The following is a 21,672-nucleotide window of genomic DNA, read 5'->3' as shown; positions in this document are numbered from 1 at the left end:
AGCTTTTTTGTCATTTTCAACATTCTCCGATCCCAATTTTCCTTTTATTATACAAGAAATACCCTATAGAATAGACTTTTTTCAAGTGTCTATTCTATAGGGTACATTTTACTTGTTTCTATAACTTTTTTTGTTACTATTAATAATGAAAGAAAATAAAGTAGTAGGGGAAATAAAATGAAAAAAACAATTGATCATATCGGCATCGCAGTTCGAGATATAGATAGTACGATACGTTTTTATGAAAAGGTGTTGTTAGGAACTTTAATAGATCGTTACGTAAGTGAAGCTCCTGGTGTGGAAAGCGAAGTAGCCATTCTTGAAGTGGACGGAGATAGAATTGAATTACTTGCACCTACGAATAATACGACATCACCAATTGCCCGATTTATAAAACAAAAAGGTAAAGGTGTACATCACGTTGCATATCGTGTAGATGATTTAGATGTAGCTTTAGAAGAGTTAAAAGAACAAGGTATTCGAACGTTAAAGCATACACTTCGAATTAATAAACACGGCAGAAGATTAATCTATCTTAACCCAGCGGATACAGAGGGAACAATCATAGAGTATTGTGATTATCCGGAAGAGAAATAGAAGAAAGATATTTTTAAAAAGGTGTTACGTAATAACGTAATACCTTTTTATTTATGTATTTCACACTTTCTTCACAAATGATTCACGATAACTTTTCTTCTTCAGGAACTTACGTAAATATATTTTATGATATAATAACAATCGACTTTAAAAATGTAAGTAGTATCTATGAAGGTAGTTACTATTATATTGGAAGTTTAGAGGTGAGAGAGAAATAAATAGTTATACTGTATAGAAGATTATATTTAATAAGGTTAATATTTCGCCCGATAATCTAACTTGGGAAGTTAAAGTAATGAAAATATAGCGATGAGGAAGAAAGAAGTGAAATGATTGTGAAAGTAATGAGAAGGTTAGGGGCATGGCTATTACTTGCGTGTGTGCTTATCATATTGATACCGAAAAGTACATCTGCTCATGCGTACGTTGTGAAATCAAACCCTGTTGAAAATGAAACTTTGAAGAAGGCACCATCTGTTGTGAAAATCGAATTCGATGAGGACATACAAGTTTCAAGTTTTAATACATTGTACGTGAGGGATACATCAGGTAAAAGGGTCGATTTGAAAGATGCTCATATTGATAAAAAAAACAAAAAACTATTAGAAGCAGGGTTAAAAGAAAATCTGAAAAACGGACTCTACTCTATTCAGTGGAAAGTGATTTCAGCTGATGGACATCCAATTCAAGGAGTTATTCCGTTCCGAATTGGGTCAGCGGAAGCGGGAGCAGATGATGTACAAGTAGAAGAGATGGGGTATGTCCCGCAAATAGATATGATTATGGAACGTGGGGTTCTATATACAAGTTTCTCACTATTTATAGGAGTGCTATTCTTTAATCTTATTATGTATAAAGGGAATGCAACCTCGGTTCGATCAAGGAGTAAGAACATAATATGGATTTCCTTATTTGGGATATTTATTAGCTTGTTATTCAATCTACCACTACAAGCAAAAATAAATGCAGATGTTTCATGGCTAGAAGCATTCAATCCTTTACTCTTAAAAGAAACGTTACAGCTTTCTGTTTTTGGATATGTATGGATTACTCAAATGGTTCTTATTAGTTCACTTATAATTGTTACGTATTTTGCGATGAAGTGTGGGAAGCTATCGTCGTTTAAAGTATGGAGTATTCCAATAGTATTGTTTATCGGGATACTTGTTATGAAAGCCTTTAATAGTCATGCATATGGTTTGAAGTTTAAAGAGATTGCTGTCGTTATGGATTTTCTGCATTTATTTGCAGCTTCATTATGGATTGGCGGTCTATCATCCATTATTCTTCTTTTACGTAAAGAGGATGACAAGTGGAGTATGTATTGGGATATGATTAAGCGTTTTTCACCGTGGGCAACAGGTGCTGTCATCGTGATTTTAATAACAGGTCTTTTTAACAGTACATTTTTTATTCCAACAATCCACTCTTTATTTGATACGAAGTATGGATTAGCTTTATTAGCAAAAATACTTTTATTCATTTTCATGGGGATATTGGGAATTGTACATTATGTGAAAGGGAAAATGAGAGCGCAGAAGGGATTAGGCGCTACGGTGAAAGTAGAGTTTATCATCGGAATTATCATTTTTGTCATCGTAGCTTTTATGACAAACGTACAAACACCACCGATGCCTCCTACTGGACCTTTTACAGAAAGTAAGCAACTGGATAATGGGTATGAACTTACTTTACATGTAAGTCCTAATAAAGTAGGACAAAATACATTTCATATTACTTTAAAGGATGAAAACGGACAACCTGTTACTGATATGGAGCAAATTATTTTAACTACTCAATCATTAGATATGAATATGGGAAAAGGTTCATTTAAAGTTTCGGCCGTTTCACCAGGAGAATATGAAGCGGAAGGTATGTATATTAACATGACAGGAAACTGGAATATACAAGTGCACGGATTAACAAAATCTTTTGATAGTTTTGATACGGATTATAAATTTATAGTAGGTGGCAGATAAAGTGAAACTTTAATCAGTGGGGGAATCCCACGCTGATTATCAGCCCTCACCAACCTGGCTGTCCGGCGAATAGCGGGATAAAGAGAAGTTACAGAGGAAAAGGAGTTAATAGAAAATGAAACGTATAAAAAAATTAGGTACAACAATGATCGCAACAATAATTGCAATGGGGATTTTTTCGGTACCTGTTAGTGCGCACGTAACTGTGAAGCCAGCAACTTCTGACATTGGCTCTTGGGAGACTTATACAATAAAAGTACCAGTTGAAAAGAATATAGCAACGACAAAAGTTACACTGAAAATACCGTCTGGAGTAAAGTTTCAACAATATGAACCAGTGCCAGGATGGAAAGTGGAAGAGCAAAAAGATAATGATGGAAAAGTGAAAACTGTAATATGGGAAGCAACAGGAGAAGGGATTTTATCCGGTCAGTTTCAGCGATTTACTTTCGTCGCTAAAAATCCGGATAAAGAACAAAAAATAGCTTGGGATGCATATCAACAATATAAAGACGGAGAAATTGTTGAATGGACAGGCGATGAAAAAGCTGAAAAACCACATTCACTTACTACAATTGCAAAAGGTACGTCATTAACAGGAGAACATGGTGAAGTGTCTAATGTAGAGAAGAATGAAGGTACTAGTAATATGCAATTGATAGCGATTGTTTTATCTATTTTGGCGATTGTATCGTCGGTAGGTGCGTGTGTTTTTGTAGTACGTCGTAAAAGGTAAGTAAGATTGAAAGGTCTCATTGAAAGTAATGAGACCTTTTTTATTAGTCTTAGGGATTAGTAAAATGAGGATTACAACATTTTTGTAGTCACTATATAACAAAATTTATTGATACATGGAAATCAATTAACGGTCATTACGTCTTCCGGCAAGGAATCATGTCCTAGCCAGTTTTCAATTAAAGTATTAAATAACTTAGGATTCGCTAAAGAAATTCCATGACCGATTTTAGAAATAATAACACCTGTGCAACGGGGATTACTTTTAAGGATTTCAGTCAACGAGTCTTTCATGATTCTTTTTTCGTTTTCTCCAACAGTTACCAATATATTACTATTAGCATTCTCAAAGTTTTTTGGTATTGTAAACGACATGTTTTCTTCTAGTATTCTTATGAAGGTATTTTTACTTATTTGACAACTGTCATGATAATAGTGATCAAAGTATTCTTTATCTATGTACATTGATTTGGCTTGTATTTTCGAAAACGTCCTACTCTTTATAAGAGGATAGGTTAGCCCAATAGATTTTATAAATGTGTTAGCAAAAGGAATGGATTTGACTAAGGCACTATTTATCATGGCATATTGAATTAAGTTTGGCTTCATGCTGAGCATGGAGATTAATACTTGAGCGCCTAATGAAAACCCAATTACTATAACAGTTTTACCCTGACTTTTTTCTTCAATTAGGTCTATGATTTTTTCAGCACTAAAGTTTATTGAGAAAGGATCTTTACTTCTATTTTTTCCTTGCTCAAGTAAATCAGGGACGAGGCAGTGAAAGTTAGTAAAATGTTTAATTTGTTTGTCCCACATCCAACCACTGACTCCACCCCCATGAATAAACACCATAAGTGTAGAGCTTGAATCTCCAAATTCTTTATACTGTAAAACCATATAATTCCCCCTTATGATTAGAATTGTTAGTCTATTTGTATATATTAGAGAAAATATTCTTACTACTTAAATATCATCATACAATAAAAAAGAGCCTACAAACGTAGACTCTTTCTTATTTTTATTTCACTTCAACCTGCGGCCTTACAGCGAGTGTTTTCGGCTTTATATTTACGAAACAAATACTCACCACAATAAATAATAGTCCGATGAATAAGCTAATAGTAATGGCCTCATGTAAGAAAATTGAACTTACAATAATAGCGATTAGTGGAATAAGAAATGTATAAGCCCCAACTTTACTTGCTTCACCAGCTCCAACAAGAGTGAAGTATGCAAGCCATCCCATTGCAATAACAAAGAATGAAATAAAGAGTAGTACACTAACAAACGGTATACTCCAAGCAATACTAGACCAGCTTTCAAACTCTGATCCAAATCCAATTAAGCAAAGCCCGCCAATAATAAGCTGCAGTGTTACCATCCAAATGGAATTAACGCGGTGCCCGGTCTTCTTAATAAATACTGTTCCAAGTGCCCAGCCAATAGCGCATCCTATCGCGAGAAGGATTCCGATAATAGAAATATGTCCAGTTAAACTACTAGAGCTAATGACACCTACGCCAATAAATCCAAGAACAAGCCCGAAAATTTTTAAGCCGTACATAGATTCTTCAAGCCAAATCCATGAGAAAATGCCGAGTAAAACAGGTTGTAGAAATACAATGGCGGAAAATAACCCAGCGGGCATATATTGAAGGCCTACAGTTTGTAATCCATAAAATATAATGATGTTAAGTAAAGAAGAAATAACGTATAAATGCCAAGTTTCTTTTAAGTGTAACTCTTTGTATTTCGGTAATGCGAAAAGGAGTAAAATGAATCCTCCAATTAAAGTTCGAACGCCTGCAAATAAAACGGGTGGTGTATAATGCAGGGCAAACTTAGATAAAGGCCAATTGATTCCCCACATGAAAACGAGAAAGGTAAGGATTATGGCCGTCTTAGTTCGAGAAAGCTGTGTCACGGTAAGACCTCCTTGTTGTTATTCATTTCACTATGATATGATATCGACTGTAATAAATAAAATGAATCTTTTTTATGGGGAGTATAAGTGATTAGTTATGACCATTACACAACTGCAAGTATTAATAAAAACTGTTGAGTTAGGTAGTTTTACGAAGGCTGCTCGGGTGTTAAATATGACGCAGCCAGCTGTAAGTCATGCAATTTCAAGTATTGAGTCAGAGTTAGGAGTTACGATTCTTATACGTGATAAACGAAAAGGGCTAATCGTGACGGATGTAGGAAACAGAATTCTTGTGCATATTAGAGAGATTTTGAACGGTGTAGAGAAAATTGAGCAAGAAGTTGCGATGGAGAAAGGACACGAAGTTGGGACGATTCGAATTGGGAGTTTTCCGAGTGCCTCTGCACATTTCTTACCCAAAATGATAAACCTTTTTAAGGAGAAGTATCCGAACTTAGAAGTCGTTCTTTGTGAAGGAACGATTAAAGAAGTTGAAGATTGGTTAGTATCGAGGGTTGTTGATATAGGAATTGTTATTTTGCCTAATAAAGAGATGGAGATTGTCCCATTAACGAAGGGGAAAATGGTTGCTATCTTAAGAGATGATCATCCTCTTTGTAAGAAGGACTCTATTACAATTAGTGATTTAGAGAATGAACCGATCATATTATGTAAGGGTGGATACGAACCACCCATTATTGATATGTTTAAACAAGCCAACGTACCACTTCGGGCTGAGTATGTAATATCAACCGTTACTACAGCTTTAAACATGATTCAAGAAGGGCTAGGTATTGCAATATTAGCCGAATTATCTTTAACGAATTTACCACAGAATGTGCAAACGAGAGAATTGGAACCACAAGTATGGAGAGAAATTGCTTTAGCTGTTCCTTCATTAAAGGATTCCTCAATCGCTGTGCAGCTATTTATTGAAGAATTTCAAGCGCTATTTGCAGAATAAAAAGAGGTGTCTCATATATCATAATGGGACACTTTTTTATTTGCTTATAAAAAATCTATGAAAAGGATTGACTTATCTTTTTGTTGTAACTATAATGATTACATCAAGGTGGTGATCACGATGAAAATTAGTAGCCGCTTTTCTATAGCTGTTCATATTTTATCTATTTTGAAAAACAATCCATCTTCACTTTGTACTTCAGACTATATAGCTGAAAGTGTAAACACAAATCCAGTAGTCATTCGTAAAATTATGTCGTACTTGAAACAAGCTAGTTTTGTATATGTAAATCGCGGTCCAGGTGGTGCGGGATTACTAAAGGATTTACATGAAATCACATTGTTAGATGTGTATCATGCAGTAAATGTAGTAGAAGAAGACAAGCTATTTCATATTCACGAGCAACCAAATCCAGATTGTCCAATTGGAGCAAATATTCAAGCGGTGTTAGAAGTTATATTAATACAAGCGCAATCCGCGATGGAAGAAGTTTTGAGAAATATTACGATGGGGCATTTGTTTGAAATTTTGCAAGAAAAAATGAATGCTTAAATCATATTTATATTTTTTTATTATCAATGTAACTGATTCGATTACAACTATAAAGGTAAGGTGTAAAAGTATGACTGTAAAAATGAAAGTATACTCAGATTTTATATGTCCATTTTGTTTTTTAGCAAAAGGTCCATTAGATGAAGTAGCGAAAGAGAAAGATGTAGAAATTGAATGGATGCCATTTGAATTACGTCCAAGTCCATATTCAAAAATAGATCCATGGAATGAGCCAGAAAAATTAGGCTCATGGGATGCTTTTATTCTTCCAACTGCGAAGAAGTTAGGAATCGATATGCGTTTGCCACGTGTTTCTCCGCATCCATATACACATTTAGCTTTCGAAGGGTGTCAATTTGCGAAAGAACGTGGACTAGGAAATGAGTATCATCACCGCGTATTCACAGCGTTTTTCCAAGAAGAGCAAAACATTGAAGATATTGATGTTTTAACAAAATTAGCGGTAGAAGTAGGTCTTCCTGAAGCTGAATTTAAAGATGCGTTAGTAACTCGTAAATATAAAGAAAAGCATCAAGAAGCAATTCAGTACGCATATGATGAAGCGAATATTATGGCTGTTCCAACTGTCATGATTGGAGATGAAGTCATTCAAGGGCTAGCTAGTAAAGAAACGCTACAAAGAGTCATTGATAAAGAAATTGAAAAGGATAAAACAAATTCATTTGAAGGTATGCAATGTAATACAGATGGATATTGCTAATTCGCTTGTTATGAAATAACAAAATAAATTATAAAACAAATATTTGGAGGAATTAAAATGTCAGCAACTACAACAAACTTAAAAGAAGCAATTGTGAACCGTCGTTCTATTCGTAAAGTAACAAAAAACGATGCAATTACGAAAGAAAGAATTGAAGAAGTTTTAAAAACAGCTTTACACGCACCAACATCTTTCAATATGCAAAGTGGTCGTATGGTTGTATTAATGGATGGAGAGCATGAAAAGTTTTGGGATATTGTTAAAGAAACACTAAGAGCTCGCGTACCAGCAGAAAACTTTGAAGCGACTGTAGAAAGATTAAAAGGTTTCCATACAGGTGTTGGGACTGTGTTATTCTTTGAAAATCAAGCAACAGTAGAAAAAATGCAAGAAAATGCACCATTATATAAAGATCAGTTCCCATTCTGGTCTCATCAAGGAAATGCAATGTTACAACATACTGTATGGATGTTATTATCGGCTGAAGGAATTGGTGCATCATTACAACATTACAACCCAATCGTAGATGCTGAAGTGAAAGAAACTTGGAACATTCCAGCAGAGTGGAGCTTAGTAGGTCAAATGCCATTTGGTGAACCAAACGAACAACCAGCAGAAAGAACGTTCTTGCCTACTGAAGATGTAGTGAAATTTTATTAAGAAATACAATATGTAACGAGAAGGAAGCTGTGCTTAAAAACAGCTTCCTTTTTGTAGTGGTGTTAATTTATGCGCATTTAGGGAAGAAATATAAGAAATAATACGGTGAGAAGGGAATTAGAAAAATGAATGATGAGAAAAAATATACAGTGGTAGGTACTGATGTTGAGGAAGTAAAGCGTTTAAATAAAAATTCAGGATTAACGTATAATCAAGTGAAAGAAATGTTAGCAAAGCAAATGCAAAAAAAGAAATAATTAGATTGAAATCTTTCATTTTTTCATTTAGCATTTTGATTGGAGAGAGTTAAGTAAAAGGTAACTCTCTTTTTTGTATAGCTAAGCATCTTATAGAGTGGAGGAAGCAACATGAAGAAATGGGTAAAGGTAACGCTGTCTATCACTGGAGGCATTGTCTTATTAGCGTGTGCCGGCGGATATTACGTGTATAAAAATTATTTTCCAAAGGAACCTGAGCGTATTGTATATGATAAAGAAAGAGTGCTACAACCGATACATAATCAGCTTAAAGGAATCAATATAGAAAATGTAAAGATAAAAGAAAAAGAAGTCGTAAATGCGACTGTAGATGAGCTTCAAAAAATGATTGATGATGGAAAGTTGTCATATGAAGAATTAACGAGTATTTATCTCTTTAGAATACAAGAACATGATCAAAATGGAATAACATTAAATTCTGTTACAGAGATAAATCCTAATGCGATGGAAGAAGCAAGAAAGTTAGATCAAGAGCGGGGTAGAAACAAAAATTCGAATTTATATGGTATTCCTGTCGTTGTAAAAGATAATGTACAGACGGAAAAAGTGATGCCGACTAGTGCAGGAACTTATGTATTAAAAGATTGGATTGCAGATCAAGACGCAACAATTGTGAAGCAGTTGAAAGAAGAAGGAGCATTTGTTTTAGGAAAAGCGAATATGTCTGAGTGGGCGAACTATTTATCTTTTACAATGCCAAGCGGGTATAGCGGGAAGAAAGGACAAAATTTAAACCCGTACGGTCCGATTACATTCGATACTTCAGGATCAAGTTCAGGATCTGCTACAGTAGTTGCGGCAGATTTTGCGCCGCTTGCAATTGGAACAGAAACGACGGGATCGATTGTTGCACCAGCGGCGCAGCAATCAGTAGTTGGGTTACGTCCATCTTTAGGTATGGTAAGTAGAACAGGAATTATTCCATTAGCTGAAACTCTTGATACAGCAGGACCTATGGCAAGAACAGTAAAAGATGCAGCAACGTTATTTAATGCAATGATAGGTTATGACGAAAAAGATGTTATGACAGAAAAAATGAAAGATAAAGAAAGAATTAATTATACAAAGGATTTATCAATAGATGGATTAAAAGGGAAAAAGATAGGGCTTCTTTTTTCTGTAGACCAACAAGATGAAAATAGAAAAACAGTAGCAGAAAAAATAAAAAAAGACCTTCAAGATGCAGGTGCAATATTGACTGATTATATTCAGTTAAACAATGGGGGTGTAGATAATTTGCAAACTTTAGAATATGAGTTCAAGCATAATGTAAACGACTATCTTTCACAGCAAAAGAATGTACCGGTAAAATCGTTAGAAGAGATTATAGCGTTTAATAAAAAGGATAGTAAAAGACGAATAAAGTACGGACAAACATTAATTGAGGGGTCTGAAAAATCTGCTATAACGAAAGAAGAGTTCGAAAACGTAGTACAAACGAGTCAAGCAAATGCAAAAAAAGAGCTAGATAGGTATTTAGTAGAACAAGGTTTGGATGCTCTAGTTATGATTAATAACGATGAAGTTCTTCTATCAGCTGTAGCTGGTTATCCGGAATTAGCGGTTCCTGCTGGATATGATAAAAATGGAGAACCAATCGGTGTAGTGTTTGTAGGGAAACAGTTTGGTGAAAGAGAGCTTTTCAATATGGGATATGCGTATGAACAGCAGTCTAAAAATAGAAAATCACCTAGTTTATAAAAAGATTATATGAAAAATAACTGGAGTCCACCGAAATATGTTGGTGGATTCCAGTTAAACGAATCTAACAATATGAAAAGAAAAAAAGGATTCTTCTTAATTAGTAAGAAAGATTGTCTATAGGAGTTCATAAAATGTAATATATTCAATTTCCATCCATTGAAGGGGGAGGTTAATTCTTAATGAATGAAGTAAAGAGTTTTTTTCGAAGTAGAGGGTTTCAACGGTTTCTCGTTTTAATAATAGTAGCGCTTGTATTATATGCATTAAAAAGTATGATCAATTTAATATTAATTACGTTTATACTGACGTTTTTAATGGATCGATTTCAACGTTTTATTTCAAGAAAATTGAAAGTAAACCGGAAAATTGTTATTGCATGTTTGTATATAATACTAGTTTCCTTTATAGGCACAACGTTATATAAATATTTACCTGTGCTGACGATACAAATTTCACAATTAATTTATCAATTTAAACTGTTTTTTCAAAATCCACCTGATAATGAAATCGTTAAATATGTACTTTCGACAATTAATGGGATGGAAGTATCAAAATATATAGAACAAGGTGTAGATGTCATATATCAATCAATAGCAAATATAGGGAAGGTAAGTTTACAAATATTATTATCTCTAATTTTAAGCTTATTTTTCTTATTAGAAAAAGAGCGTATTATTACATTTACATCTAAGTTTAAAGATAGTAAGTTAAAAATCTTTTATGAGGAAATTGCATATTTTGGTGAAAGATTTGCAAGATCGTTCGGAAAAGTAATTGAAGCTCAGTTTTTAATTGCCGTTGTAAATTGTATTCTTACTGTCATTGCATTAATTGTTTTAGGATTTCCACAGCTACTTGTATTAGCTGTTATGGTTTTCTTACTAGGGTTGATTCCTGTTGCAGGTGTGATTATTTCTTTGTTTCCACTTTGTATCATTGCTTACAACGTAGGCGGAGTTATGTACGTAGTATACATACTCGTGTTCATAACAGTAATCCACGCTCTTGAAAGTTATTTTTTAAATCCGAAGTTTATGTCTGCAAAAACAAATTTACCAATCTTTTATACATTTATGATTCTCATCTTCTCAGAGCATTTCCTCGGAATATGGGGGCTTATTATCGGGATACCAATCTTTATCTTTTTATTAGATGTACTTGATATAAATAATGAGGATGCGACTAAAAAATAAGAAATGATAGAAAATCATTAAAAAGTCATAGGGGATAATGAAAATAAAAAAGCAATCCAAAATAAATTGGATTGCTTTTTATCTTAATTAAAGAACCGGAGCCATTGTTTCTTTTAATACTTGAACAGAGTGATCGAATTTTAATTCTTCTTCTTCACTTAATTCAACCTCTAAAATTTCACGAACACCGCCGCGATTTAAAACAGCAGGCACCCCGATATAAACATCTTTTTGACCATATTGACCTTCTAAGTAAGCTGATACAGTTAATACACTATTTTCGTCGTTTAAAATTGCTTTTGTAACACGTAGAAGTGACATACCGATACCATAATAAGTTGCGCCTTTACGCTCAATAATATGGTAAGCTGCATCACGGACGTTTATGAAAATTTTGTCTAAATCTTCTTGATTATACGTGTTGTCTTTTTCAAGCAGTGTTTGTAGTTTTTGGATACCAACGGAAACATGACTCCAAACAGGAAGTTCAGTATCGCCGTGTTCTCCGATAATATAAGCGTGAATGTTGTGTGGACCAATATCGAAGTACTCACCTAACATATAGCGGAAACGAGCAGAATCAAGCGTTGTACCAGAACCGATTACACGTTCTTTCGGTAAACCAGATTCTTTCCAAGTTACGTAAGTTAAAATATCTACAGGGTTTGTTGCGATTAAGAAGATTCCATCAAATCCGCTATCCATAATACTGCGAACGATTTGTTTAAAGATTTTAGCGTTTTTCTCAACTAAATCTAAACGTGTTTCGCCTGGCTTTTGTGGTAATCCAGCTGTAATAACTACAAGGTCAGCATCTTTACAATCTTCGTAGCTGCCTTTCCATACTCTAGTTGGAGCTGGTGCGAATGGAACAGCATGACTTAAATCCATTGCTTCTCCTTCAGCTTTTGCCTCATTTACATCGACTAAAACAAATTCTTCAGCTACGGCTTGGTTAATCATGCAGTAAGCATAACTACATCCAACTGCTCCTGTTCCTACTAATACAACACGGTTAATACCTTTTTTCATTTCAAAATTCCTCGCAATTTCATTGGTTTTGTTATGTAAGATAATACGTCTTACTTCTATAGAATCATATCTAGTTTATTACATTTTATAAAAGATATTCAAGTATTTGAAAATGTATCCGTGTAATTCCTTGCCCAAAACATAGGAATGAAGGTAACTGAATATAATTCAGTAAAATCCTTTGTAAAAGGGGAAATGGCATGGGGAACCCATTAACAATGGAAGAAATGCTTCATATTATTCATGCAGGGCTTGTTAAAAAGAATAACCCAAAACGGATTACGATTGCCGGTGCAGGGATTTCTGGATTAGTTGCAGGTTCTTTATTAAAAGAGGCTGGGCACGAAGTAACGATTATAGAAGCAAATAACAGAATAGGTGGCAGGGTGTATACGATTCGGGAACCATTTAGTGTGGGTTTATATTTTAATGCGGGACCGATGAGAATCCCTGATACCCATAAGTTAACCTTAGCGTATATTTATAAATTTAAACTACCTTTAAACCTTTTTATAAATAAAACTTTTGCAGATATCATTTACACGAATAACATTCAAACGAGATTGAATGTGTTTGAAAATGATCCAAGTGTACTTGAATATCCGGTTTTGGATAAAGAAAGAGGAAAAACGGCAGAAGAGTTAATGATTGAGGTATTAGAACCAATACTAAATTATATTAAGAAGGAACCTGATAAAAACTGGCTTATTGTTGAAAAAAAGTATAAAACGTATTCGCTTGGTTCATTTTTAATGGAGTATTATTCAGATGTTGCAATAGATATAATCGGGGTACTTCTTGATATGGAAGCTTATATGGGAATGTCCTTAATTGAAGTATTACGTGAAATGATCTTCTTTACTTCAACAACGAAATATTATGAAATAACTGGTGGAATGGATAAGTTATCGAATGCATTCTTACCACAATTAAGAGAGCATATTTTAATGCCGTATAAGATTGATAAAATCATACAAGAAGATAATAAAGTAATGTTACAAGGAAACCATGAGCAAACGTTAGAGCAATTTACAATAACAAGTGATTTTGCTATTATTACAATTCCGTTTTCAGCGTTAAGATTTGTAGAAGTTCAGCCATACTATTTATTCTCTTATTTTAAAAGAAGAGCAATTCGTGAATTAAATTATATTGCTGCAACTAAAATTGCAATAGAGTTTAAAAGTAGATTTTGGGAGAAAGCGGGACAGTGTGGTGGGAAATCTATTACTGATTTACCGATACGGTTTACATACTATCCGAGTTATGGCATTCATACTCCAGGACCAGCTGTTGTGTTGGCTAGTTATACGTGGGCAGATGAGGCGTTAACATGGGATAGTCTCCCGCAAAGAGATCGTATTCGTTACGCATTAAAAAATTTAGCGGAAATATACGGTGACATCGTCTATAGTGAGTTTGTCACTGGAACATCTTTTAGCTGGAGTAAAAATCCGTATTCTTGCGGTGCATTTACAGCTTTTGAACCAGGCCAAGAGCTCGAGTTATTTCCGTATATTACACCACCATCTGGAAAAGTACACTTTGCAGGAGAGCATACGACATTAACACATGGATGGATGCAAGGAGCAATTGAGTCTGGAGTTAGAGTTGCATATGAAGTAAATGAGCAGTGAATCTCTTATATTTACAAATGGTCATTCTTTTAATAAAATGATAAATATAAATCGTAATTATTACGCTTTGAATACATTTGAAATAAAGAAATGGATGGTCGGTTGAATGAATAAAGTGGAGATTCATATATTAGGTGGTTTTTTAGGTAGTGGAAAATCAACATTATTACAAAATTTATTGTTAGCAGAGAAAAAGAAGAATAGAAAAGTTGCAGTATTAATGAATGAAATTGGTGAATACTCGGTAGATACAGATATTATTGGAAAAGAGAATGTGTTAAGAGAACTTCTTAAAGGCTGTATTTGTTGTACGTTAAAAGAAGAGCTTGAAATACAATTACATTCGTTATACCAACAAGAAAGACCAGATGTCATTTATATAGAAACGACAGGTGTTGCGCATCCAATTGAAGTGTTAGACGCGTGTGTCTCGCCAATTTTAGCTCCTTTCCTGGAAGTGAAATCAATTGTAGTCGTTTTAGATGCAGTAAGGTGGTTAAACAAAAGTATATTAAGTGCAAATGTACAACAGCTATTGCATGAGCAACTGAAATTTGGTAGTCACATTCTTGTTAATAAAGCAGATTTACTAACAGATGAAGATAAGAACATAGTACTTGAAGAAGTAAAGACAATAAATGATCATGCGAAAATGTATGAGACAAAGTATTGTAATATATCTTTAGAAGATATAGAAGAAGCAGAATTTCCAAATGATGAGGAACATGAGACACTACACGTTAAACAGCATTTACATATACAAACGATGACGTATCAATTTACGAAACCGATTGATCAAGACAAATTATATGAATGGCTTTCGAATTTACCAGATAGTATTTATCGAGTGAAAGGCTTTGTGAAATTCCATGGAGATAAATACCCTCACCTATTCCAATATTCGTTCGGAGTACCGACTTTACTGGAACAAGATTTCGGTTTCCCAACAAACTTAGTAGTAATTGGAGAAGGAATAGATAAGAAACGATTGGCTGAAGGGTTAGAGAAAGTAGAACTTAACTCTAATTAAGGTGAAAAGACTAACTTAAAAAATAAGTTAGTCTTTTTGTATGGCCATTACTAAAATGAAACAGTATTTTCAATTGGATTGCAGAATATATATTGATTGTATGTCCGTTTCCATTACATAGGAAGGTGATTATATATTTGTGCCGAATGTAGAGGGTACTACAAGAGTTTTCCATTATCTATCGTATTAGTTAGTCATGATTACGGACAGGGGATTTTGGCGTGTTTGATTCTATCAGAAAGTAAAGTATGGGGAGGATCACAATGTCGATGAAAAAACGTAAGTGGCTAAAGACAATGTTTACTGGTTGTGTTTTAGGTTCGTTATTAATAACGGCAGCTTGTTCAGGAAAGAAAACAAGTACAGAAGATGAAAAAACGATTAAGGTAGGAGTCCTTGCTTCTTTAACAGGACCGCTAGAATCGTATGGAAAACAAACAGTGAACGGATTTGAATTAGGGTTAGACTATGCAACTGGTGGGACTGGGAAAGTAGATGGGAAAAAGATTAAGTTTGTTGTAGAAGATACAGAAACGAAAGCGGATGTAGCAGTGAAGAAAGCTACGAAGTTATTAGAAGAAGAGAAAGTTGATTTTTTAGTTGGATCGTCTAGTTCAAGTGATACGTTAGCGGTTTTACCACTGGCAGAAGAATATGAAAAGATTATGGTTGTAGAACCGGCAGTTGCGGATAGTATTACCGGGAAGAACTGGAATAAATATATTTTTAGAACTGGAAGAAGTTCCTCACAAGATGCGATTGCAGGAGCAGCAGCAATTGCGAAAAAAGATGTAAAGATTGCGACATTTGCCCCAGATAACGCTTTTGGTCGTGAAGGGATTGCTGCATTTAAAGCGGGTGCGAAAAAATTAGGTGCGAACATTGTAAATGAGCAATACGCAGATACGAATTCAACAGATTTTACAGCAAATATTCAAAATATAATTAGTTCAAAACCAGATTATTTATTTATCGTTTGGGCAGGGGCAAATTCACCTTGGAAACAGTTAAAAGATATGAATGTGGAAGCGCAAGGTATTAAAATATCTACTGGAGCGCCAGATATACCAGCATTAAAAACAATGGATGCATTAGTAGGTATGCAAGGTTTTTCTGTATATTATCACACACTTCCAAAAAATAAAGTGAATGATTGGCTAGTTGAAGAGCATAAAAAACGTTTTAATGGTGTAGTGCCAGATTTGTTTACAGCGGGAGGAATGTCAGCAGCAATTTCTATTGTAGAAGCCTTAAAGAAAACAAAAGGTGATACAGATGTAGATACCTTGATTAAGAAAATGGAAGGAATGGAATTTGATACACCGAAAGGAAAGATGAAGTTTAGAGAGAAGGACCACCAAGCGATGCAGACACTGTATTCTATCACATTGAAAAAGCAAGACGGTGTTGATTATCCGGTGCCAGTGTTAGAGCGAGAATTAACGATGAAAGAAACAGCACCACCAGTTCAAAATAAATAGACTGAATTTTCTGTTGTTTTTGTATAAAGAGGGGGGACCCTCTTTATACATATTTCTTTCATACTCACGTCTTTAAAGGGAGGGATTTCGTGCCACATTTGCTAGAGACGAAAAATCTTAGTGTATCTTTTGGTGAACATCATGTTATTAAAGATGTAAATTTAACTGTCCAAAAAGGAAAGCTCATTTCTATTATCGGGCCAAATGGTGCGGGGAAGACAACATTATTTAATTTACTAAGTGGACAGATTTCACCAACAACAGGTGAAGTGTATTTTAAAGGGCAAGATATTACAGAACTATCGATTTCAGATCGAACACGCTTAGGAATCGGTCGCTCTTTTCAACTTACAAACATATTCCCAGAATTAACAGTACTTGAAAATGTTCGTTTAAGTGTTCAATCATTCGTACAAGATTACTATAGCTTTTTCCCGAATCCAGCAAAATTTAAGCAACAAGTTGGAGAGGCGAGACGTTTCTTAAAAACAGTATTACTCCACGAGAAAGAGAACGTATTAGCGAAAGATTTGGCACATGGGGAGAAAAGAAAGCTAGAACTTGCGATGTTATTAGCTTTAAAAACGGATGTGTTATTACTTGATGAGCCGACGGCAGGTATTTCGGTTGAGGAAGTCCCTGCTATATTACAAGTGATTGAAAATATTAAGAAACATCCAGAGAGCACAATTGTACTTATCGAACACAAAATGGATATGATACTAGGTTTGTCAGATCATCTTATCGTTTTATTTCATGGAGAGTTATTGGCTGAAGGATTGCCAGAAGAAATTATAAAAGATGAGCGTGTACAAAGTGCTTATTTAGGGGGATTATATAGTGGCACTATTACAAGTGAATAATATAGAAACGTATTTAGATCAGTTTCATATTTTGCAAGGAGTATCTCTTACTGTTGAGAAAGGGACGATTACTGTACTGTTTGGTAGAAACGGGGCAGGGAAAACAACGACATTACGCTCAGTTATGGGGTTTCACCGGATTGCAGATGGTGAAATTTATTATGATAGTGCAAAAGTAAGTGGATTACCTACACATTTAATTTCAAGGAAAGGAATAGGGTATGTACCAGAAAATCAAGGTATTTTTCATGATTTGACAGTAGAAGAAACATTCGCTCTTGCTAGGGGGAAAGGTGAAGAAGTAGAAGGGAAAATAGAGTGGATGCTGGAACTATTTCCGGATTTAAAGCAGTTTTGGAATAAGAAAAGTGGGCTCTTAAGCGGAGGACAAAAGCAAATGTTGGCTATTTCAAGAGCGTTTATTAATAGTGATGGATTATTATTAATTGATGAGCCGAGCAAAGGGCTATCTCCGATAATGGTAGAGAAATTAATGGTAGCTATTTTGAAGATGAAAGAGAAAACAACAGTTTTACTTGTTGAGCAAAATTTTATGATGGCTAGTCAAATTGGCGATTATTTTTACATTATGGATAACGGACGAATTGTTCATAACGGTTTTATGAATGAATTAAAAAAGGATAAGGAAATGTGTCATAAATATTTAGGAATCTCTTAACATGAACCCGAGGTGAAAAGGATGGATGTGTTAATAAATTTATTTGTAAATGGGATTTCAACAGGGATGCTCATTTTTTTGTTAGCATCAGGTCTTTCACTTATTTTCGGTCTAATGAGCGTTTTAAACTTTGCACACGGTGGTTTATTTGCGTGGGGAGCATTTACAGGTGTTTGGTTATTTAATATGACAGGAAGTTATATATTAGCTTTAGTTGGAGCAGTAGCTATGGGAATGTTCCTAGGATTTATTTTAGAAAGGTTTCTTATTAGACCAGTATATGGAAATCATGTTCGACAGCTGCTCGTTACGCTTGGAGGAATGCTCGTTCTTAGTGAGTGTATTAAAATATTTTGGGGGCCAAACCCTATTAGTGCAAAATTACCGTTATGGTTACAAGGAAGTTTTACATTCGAAGGAATTATATTAATTAAATATCGTCTATTCGTTATTTTAATTGGAATAATTATTTACATTGCACTACAACTATTACTCCAAAAGACGAAGATAGGTCTTATGATCCGTGCAGGTGTAATGGATAAAGAAATGGTTCAAGCGCTTGGTATTAATGTAAAAGCGATATTTTCTTTCGTCTTTTTATTAGGAGCAGGGATGGCAGCTTTGGGAGGTTTCTTATTAGCACCGTATTCGGGTGTTATTTTCGCCGAGATGGGCATGCAGTATGCAATTTTAGCTTTTATAGTAGTAATTATCGGAGGATTAGGAAGCGTACAAGGTTCAGCTATTGCTTCTTTAATTGTTGGATTAGCTGGGGCTTTTACAGCGTATTTTATACCAGATTTATCACTTGCAATTAATATGTTAATGTTACTATTTTTCTTAATAGCGAAGCCAACTGGACTTGTTGGTGAAAAGGGGTGAAATGGTGAACAACACATCGGACCGAATTAAAGTATACTTCGGAGTATGTATGCTCATTTGTTTAAGTGTATTTCCATTCGTAAATGATTCACGGAGCCTGTTAATTTTGTTCACTCAAATCTTCATCTTTGCTATTTTTGCAATGAGTTTTGATGTATTGCTGGGGTATACAGGAATTGTATCGTTCGGTCATTGTATGTTCTTTGGAATAGGAGCATATGGAGTAGCGCTTTTATTTGATCGGCAAGGAGTATCTATAACGAACTTTTTAATAGGAATAGTAGCTGCAATTATCGTTTCAGCAATTGTTAGTTATATAATCGGTTTGCTTTCTTTACGACTGAAAAGTCATTTTTATGCAATGTTAACACTTGCTATTTCACAGTTGTTTTTCGTCCTTGCTGAAAAATGGCGTGGGCTCACTCACGGAGGGGATGGTTTTACATTTGGTGTACCAGACTTATTCCGTGATCGTTTTACCTTTTATTATGTAACACTTATATGTTTAATTGTCATTTTTATTCTGTTACGTCTTTTCACTAAATCTTCTATTGGAAAAGTATTAAAGGCAATTTCACAAAATGAGCAACGTGTTGAAGCGCTAGGATATAAAGTTCTTCAGTATAAAATTATTGCTAGTATTGTGGCAGGAGTAGTAGCTTCGATTAGTGGTGGTTTATTTGTTATTACATTACGCTTTGTCAATACGACTGTATTTTCAATTGAAATGACACTAAATGCACTCTTGATGACAATGATTGGAGGAGTCGGAACATTAATTGGAGCTATTGCTGGATCTGGGATTATTGAATCCCTAAAATATTATTTATCAGAACTAGCGACGGAATATCCGATTTTTGAAAGATGGACGATTATTCTAGGTTTATTGTATATTATCGTGCTACTCGTTTTTCCGAAAGGATTGGTTGGGACGGTTAAGAAATTGAAGAGTTTTAAAAGGAATAAAAAGGAGAAAAGTACAGAAGTGGAGCAAAACGTGTGAAAAATCAATTGTATACAAAATAAAAATCCCTCTTTTATATTCGTTAAAGAGGGATTTTTATTTTGAAAAAAGTTTGTAATCAAAGTCATTTTATTAATCAAATAGTTCATCAGGGATATGCTTTATAAAGGTTTGATTCGTAAAAAAATGAACAGCTAAATTCTCAAGGGGAACATCTTCAATTATTACTAATGTATCATTTTTAATCGGTAAAAAAGCTATTCCTTTTCCATCAGCAATAAACTCTTCCATAAGCGAATAAGAATCCAACTGTTGAAGTTGTCGCTGAGATAGATTGTTTTCTTTTAGAAATTGTATTGTCTTATTCCTAAAAGGGCACTTTTTGTCATTGCTAACGAAGAAAATTTCTTTTGAATAATCAATGGTACATTTTTCTTTCGCTTTTAATAAGCCTACAGAAATTGAGGTTGTGAACACTTTTTTAAACGATGCGTCAGGATAATCCTCATAAGTTATGACCATATCAACTTTTTGTTGCTGCAGTAATCTTTGCAAATGACTACTACTTTCTACATATATTTGATAATTTCTGAAATTTACTTTAATACGCTTACTTAAATAATTTGTCAAAATAGATTGTGACGTCGCTATTATATAAGAAGAACCACTCGTTTTAATTTCATCTTTTACTTCTTCTAATAGAGTTAATATTTTATTCGTGTAATCTAATAAAATGTCACCAGCAGGTAACAAGGAAACACCTTTGTTATCTCTATGTAGTAAAGGCGTTTCTAATTCTTGTTCTAATTTTTTGATTCGCTCAGTTACGTTCGGTTGAACATATCCTAACTCTTTAGCAGCTTTACTAATAGAACCCTCACTGGCCACAGTTTTGAATATAATAAGATCATTTATTTCCATGTATCTCAGCCCCTTATGCACTATCATTATAAATGATACCAAACATAATTTATACCTATTTTACGTTAGCCGCTTATCGATTTATCATAATGTATATAAGATTGAAAGCGAGTGATAAACATGATTGGAATGCAATATAAGGTCATTCTTCCAAAGGATTATGACATGGAAATTATTAAGAAAAGGGTAAAGGATAATGGCTATAAAACTGATGGTTTCCAAGAACTAAATTTTAAAGCTTATTTAATTACGGAAACGGAGAAAGACGGGAATTTTTATAACTGCTATGCACCTTTATATATTTGGAATGGTCATGAAGGGATGAATAAATTTACCTTTGAAGGGTATTACGATAATATTTTACAATCGTTTGGGTGGCAACAAATACATATAGGTGTTCCGTTAGTTGTTAATCTAAGTGATGGATTTAAGAAAAGTAGATATGTTGTTGAATATGCAGGAAGTATTTCTCAAAGTAAAACGTTGATTGGGACTCAATTAAACACGATAAATGAAAATGTACAAAACAATGAAAAGTGTTTAGGGAATGTAATCGTTTATAATCCGGATAAATGGGGATACAGTAGGTTTGAGTTTTATGAAGAGAAGCCTGAAATGGTAACAAATAAAGGTGTTACAGTATATGAGATTTTGCACATTTCACGATGAAAACTTGTTGAAATTAAATTAAGAAAAAGGAATGAAAATGTATGCCTTTTGTGAACGTTTATTATCATGAAAATATATTAAATAAAGAAGAGTTGAAAAAGATAGGTGAATGTATTCATCTGTCATTAATTGAACATTTTAACATCCCTGAAAATGATTTTTTTCAAATGTTTTTACCTTATCAACAAAATCACTTTTTAT

At 34.2% G+C, this 21,672-nt stretch carries 23 protein-coding genes; 19 read left to right on the top strand and 4 right to left on the bottom strand.

Annotation, left to right across the window (positions count from 1 at the left end; genetic code table 11):
* The first annotated feature begins 177 nt into the window (after positions 1–177).
* The 3 genes from MR167_RS23400 to MR167_RS23390 all read left to right on the top strand — a co-directional run bounded on the left by MR167_RS23400 (position 178) and on the right by MR167_RS23390 (position 3,312).
* On the top strand, positions 178–597 hold the full coding sequence (locus MR167_RS23400; RefSeq protein WP_242315599.1) for a VOC family protein: 420 nt from the start codon (positions 178–180) through the stop codon (positions 595–597).
* Between the two features lie 329 nt (positions 598–926).
* A complete protein-coding gene (locus MR167_RS23395; protein WP_242315597.1) occupies positions 927–2,576 on the top strand; it encodes a copper resistance CopC/CopD family protein in 1,650 nt (549 codons plus the stop codon).
* Between the two features lie 115 nt (positions 2,577–2,691).
* Positions 2,692–3,312, top strand: coding sequence for a YcnI family copper-binding membrane protein (locus tag MR167_RS23390; RefSeq protein WP_242315595.1), 621 nt, complete (start codon positions 2,692–2,694; stop codon positions 3,310–3,312).
* Positions 3,313–3,434: 122 nt separating this feature from the next.
* Here the strand turns inward: MR167_RS23390 and MR167_RS23385 are convergent, their stop codons facing one another.
* A complete protein-coding gene (locus MR167_RS23385; RefSeq protein WP_242315593.1) occupies positions 3,435–4,211 on the bottom strand; it encodes an alpha/beta fold hydrolase in 777 nt (258 codons plus the stop codon).
* A 121-nt stretch (positions 4,212–4,332) separates the two neighbouring features.
* Positions 4,333–5,238 carry a DMT family transporter gene (locus MR167_RS23380; RefSeq protein WP_088082618.1) on the bottom strand — a complete coding sequence of 302 codons (906 nt, stop codon included), beginning with the start codon at positions 5,236–5,238 and terminating at the stop codon, positions 4,333–4,335.
* Positions 5,239–5,335: 97 nt separating this feature from the next.
* Here MR167_RS23380 and MR167_RS23375 point away from each other — a divergent pair, with 97 nt between their 5' ends.
* From MR167_RS23375 to MR167_RS23350, 7 genes are all read left to right on the top strand, one after another.
* Positions 5,336–6,205 carry a LysR family transcriptional regulator gene (locus MR167_RS23375; RefSeq protein ID WP_000156767.1) on the top strand — a complete coding sequence of 290 codons (870 nt, stop codon included), beginning with the start codon at positions 5,336–5,338 and terminating at the stop codon, positions 6,203–6,205.
* 120 nt (positions 6,206–6,325) lie between these two features.
* On the top strand, positions 6,326–6,757 hold the full coding sequence (locus tag MR167_RS23370; protein WP_242315592.1) for an Rrf2 family transcriptional regulator: 432 nt from the start codon (positions 6,326–6,328) through the stop codon (positions 6,755–6,757).
* A gap of 70 nt (positions 6,758–6,827) precedes the next feature.
* A complete protein-coding gene (locus MR167_RS23365; protein ID WP_242315590.1) occupies positions 6,828–7,478 on the top strand; it encodes a DsbA family oxidoreductase in 651 nt (216 codons plus the stop codon).
* Positions 7,479–7,535: 57 nt separating this feature from the next.
* A complete protein-coding gene (locus MR167_RS23360) occupies positions 7,536–8,138 on the top strand; it encodes a nitroreductase family protein (RefSeq protein WP_001277031.1) in 603 nt (200 codons plus the stop codon).
* Positions 8,139–8,263: 125 nt separating this feature from the next.
* Entirely contained in the window at positions 8,264–8,395 is a 132-nt protein-coding gene (locus MR167_RS33025; RefSeq protein ID WP_000997344.1) for a hypothetical protein, read from the top strand.
* A gap of 111 nt (positions 8,396–8,506) precedes the next feature.
* Positions 8,507–10,117, top strand: a complete 1,611-nt coding sequence (locus tag MR167_RS23355; protein WP_106081319.1) for an amidase family protein — start codon at positions 8,507–8,509, stop codon at positions 10,115–10,117.
* 182 nt (positions 10,118–10,299) lie between these two features.
* Positions 10,300–11,313: an AI-2E family transporter gene (locus MR167_RS23350; RefSeq protein WP_001006602.1), complete on the top strand. Its 1,014-nt coding sequence runs from the start codon at positions 10,300–10,302 to the stop codon at positions 11,311–11,313.
* Between the two features lie 87 nt (positions 11,314–11,400).
* Here MR167_RS23350 and MR167_RS23345 read toward each other — a convergent pair whose 3' ends face one another.
* On the bottom strand, positions 11,401–12,345 hold the full coding sequence (locus tag MR167_RS23345; protein WP_000715322.1) for an L-lactate dehydrogenase: 945 nt from the start codon (positions 12,343–12,345) through the stop codon (positions 11,401–11,403).
* Between the two features lie 200 nt (positions 12,346–12,545).
* On the opposite strand from MR167_RS23345, the gene MR167_RS23340 reads away from it, so the two are divergent.
* The 7 genes from MR167_RS23340 (at position 12,546) to MR167_RS23310 (ending at position 19,920) form a co-directional block, all read left to right on the top strand.
* Positions 12,546–13,982 (top strand): flavin monoamine oxidase family protein, encoded by a 1,437-nt coding sequence (locus tag MR167_RS23340; RefSeq protein ID WP_000528027.1) that lies wholly within the window; start codon positions 12,546–12,548, stop codon positions 13,980–13,982.
* Positions 13,983–14,088: 106 nt separating this feature from the next.
* Positions 14,089–15,012, top strand: a complete 924-nt coding sequence (locus MR167_RS23335; protein WP_242315588.1) for a CobW family GTP-binding protein — start codon at positions 14,089–14,091, stop codon at positions 15,010–15,012.
* Positions 15,013–15,275: 263 nt separating this feature from the next.
* Positions 15,276–16,493 carry a substrate-binding domain-containing protein gene (locus tag MR167_RS23330; protein ID WP_000061997.1) on the top strand — a complete coding sequence of 406 codons (1,218 nt, stop codon included), beginning with the start codon at positions 15,276–15,278 and terminating at the stop codon, positions 16,491–16,493.
* Positions 16,494–16,582: 89 nt separating this feature from the next.
* The gene (locus MR167_RS23325) at positions 16,583–17,356 is read left to right on the top strand and encodes an ABC transporter ATP-binding protein (protein WP_242315586.1); all 774 of its coding nucleotides are present in this window, start codon (positions 16,583–16,585) and stop codon (positions 17,354–17,356) included.
* Positions 17,334–18,035, top strand: a complete 702-nt coding sequence (locus MR167_RS23320; protein ID WP_001196709.1) for an ABC transporter ATP-binding protein — start codon at positions 17,334–17,336, stop codon at positions 18,033–18,035. Before MR167_RS23325 ends, MR167_RS23320 begins: the two co-directional genes overlap by 23 nt.
* A 21-nt stretch (positions 18,036–18,056) precedes the next feature.
* The gene (locus MR167_RS23315; RefSeq protein WP_079245446.1) at positions 18,057–18,917 is read left to right on the top strand and encodes a branched-chain amino acid ABC transporter permease; all 861 of its coding nucleotides are present in this window, start codon (positions 18,057–18,059) and stop codon (positions 18,915–18,917) included.
* A 49-nt stretch (positions 18,918–18,966) separates the two neighbouring features.
* Complete coding sequence (locus tag MR167_RS23310) at positions 18,967–19,920, top strand: branched-chain amino acid ABC transporter permease (protein WP_140153331.1); 954 nt, start codon at positions 18,967–18,969, stop codon at positions 19,918–19,920.
* A gap of 93 nt (positions 19,921–20,013) precedes the next feature.
* On the opposite strand, the gene MR167_RS23305 is transcribed toward MR167_RS23310, so the two are convergent.
* Positions 20,014–20,802 (bottom strand): LysR family transcriptional regulator, encoded by a 789-nt coding sequence (locus MR167_RS23305; RefSeq protein WP_242315584.1) that lies wholly within the window; start codon positions 20,800–20,802, stop codon positions 20,014–20,016.
* A 120-nt stretch (positions 20,803–20,922) separates the two neighbouring features.
* On the opposite strand from MR167_RS23305, the gene MR167_RS23300 reads away from it, so the two are divergent.
* Both MR167_RS23300 and MR167_RS23295 read left to right on the top strand, forming a co-directional pair.
* The gene (locus MR167_RS23300; protein ID WP_000579909.1) at positions 20,923–21,471 is read left to right on the top strand and encodes a DUF4865 family protein; all 549 of its coding nucleotides are present in this window, start codon (positions 20,923–20,925) and stop codon (positions 21,469–21,471) included.
* A gap of 41 nt (positions 21,472–21,512) precedes the next feature.
* Positions 21,513–21,672, top strand: a 160-nt coding sequence (locus tag MR167_RS23295) for a tautomerase family protein (protein ID WP_242315601.1), incomplete at its 3' end; no start/stop codon positions are given.

It is taken from the genome of Bacillus cereus group sp. BfR-BA-01355 (assembly GCF_022663675.1).
In the GTDB taxonomy this organism is placed as follows: domain Bacteria; phylum Bacillota; class Bacilli; order Bacillales; family Bacillaceae_G; genus Bacillus_A; species Bacillus_A thuringiensis_S.
Note: the sequence above shows the minus strand (reverse complement) of the source record. Positions and strands in the feature narration are given on the sequence as shown.

Coding starts and splice junctions, on each gene's coding strand:
- MR167_RS23400 (WP_242315599.1), top strand. CDS start 178: ATGAAAAAAACAATTGATCATATCGGCATCGCAGTTCGAGATATAGAT.
- MR167_RS23395 (WP_242315597.1), top strand. CDS start 927: ATGATTGTGAAAGTAATGAGAAGGTTAGGGGCATGGCTATTACTTGCG.
- MR167_RS23390 (WP_242315595.1), top strand. CDS start 2,692: ATGAAACGTATAAAAAAATTAGGTACAACAATGATCGCAACAATAATT.
- MR167_RS23385 (WP_242315593.1), bottom strand. CDS start 4,211: ATGGTTTTACAGTATAAAGAATTTGGAGATTCAAGCTCTACACTTATG.
- MR167_RS23375 (WP_000156767.1), top strand. CDS start 5,336: ATGACCATTACACAACTGCAAGTATTAATAAAAACTGTTGAGTTAGGT.
- MR167_RS23370 (WP_242315592.1), top strand. CDS start 6,326: ATGAAAATTAGTAGCCGCTTTTCTATAGCTGTTCATATTTTATCTATT.
- MR167_RS23365 (WP_242315590.1), top strand. CDS start 6,828: ATGACTGTAAAAATGAAAGTATACTCAGATTTTATATGTCCATTTTGT.
- MR167_RS23360 (WP_001277031.1), top strand. CDS start 7,536: ATGTCAGCAACTACAACAAACTTAAAAGAAGCAATTGTGAACCGTCGT.
- MR167_RS33025 (WP_000997344.1), top strand. CDS start 8,264: ATGAATGATGAGAAAAAATATACAGTGGTAGGTACTGATGTTGAGGAA.
- MR167_RS23355 (WP_106081319.1), top strand. CDS start 8,507: ATGAAGAAATGGGTAAAGGTAACGCTGTCTATCACTGGAGGCATTGTC.
- MR167_RS23350 (WP_001006602.1), top strand. CDS start 10,300: ATGAATGAAGTAAAGAGTTTTTTTCGAAGTAGAGGGTTTCAACGGTTT.
- MR167_RS23345 (WP_000715322.1), bottom strand. CDS start 12,345: ATGAAAAAAGGTATTAACCGTGTTGTATTAGTAGGAACAGGAGCAGTT.
- MR167_RS23340 (WP_000528027.1), top strand. CDS start 12,546: ATGGGGAACCCATTAACAATGGAAGAAATGCTTCATATTATTCATGCA.
- MR167_RS23335 (WP_242315588.1), top strand. CDS start 14,089: ATGAATAAAGTGGAGATTCATATATTAGGTGGTTTTTTAGGTAGTGGA.
- MR167_RS23330 (WP_000061997.1), top strand. CDS start 15,276: ATGTCGATGAAAAAACGTAAGTGGCTAAAGACAATGTTTACTGGTTGT.
- MR167_RS23315 (WP_079245446.1), top strand. CDS start 18,057: ATGGATGTGTTAATAAATTTATTTGTAAATGGGATTTCAACAGGGATG.
- MR167_RS23310 (WP_140153331.1), top strand. CDS start 18,967: ATGCTCATTTGTTTAAGTGTATTTCCATTCGTAAATGATTCACGGAGC.
- MR167_RS23305 (WP_242315584.1), bottom strand. CDS start 20,802: ATGGAAATAAATGATCTTATTATATTCAAAACTGTGGCCAGTGAGGGT.
- MR167_RS23300 (WP_000579909.1), top strand. CDS start 20,923: ATGATTGGAATGCAATATAAGGTCATTCTTCCAAAGGATTATGACATG.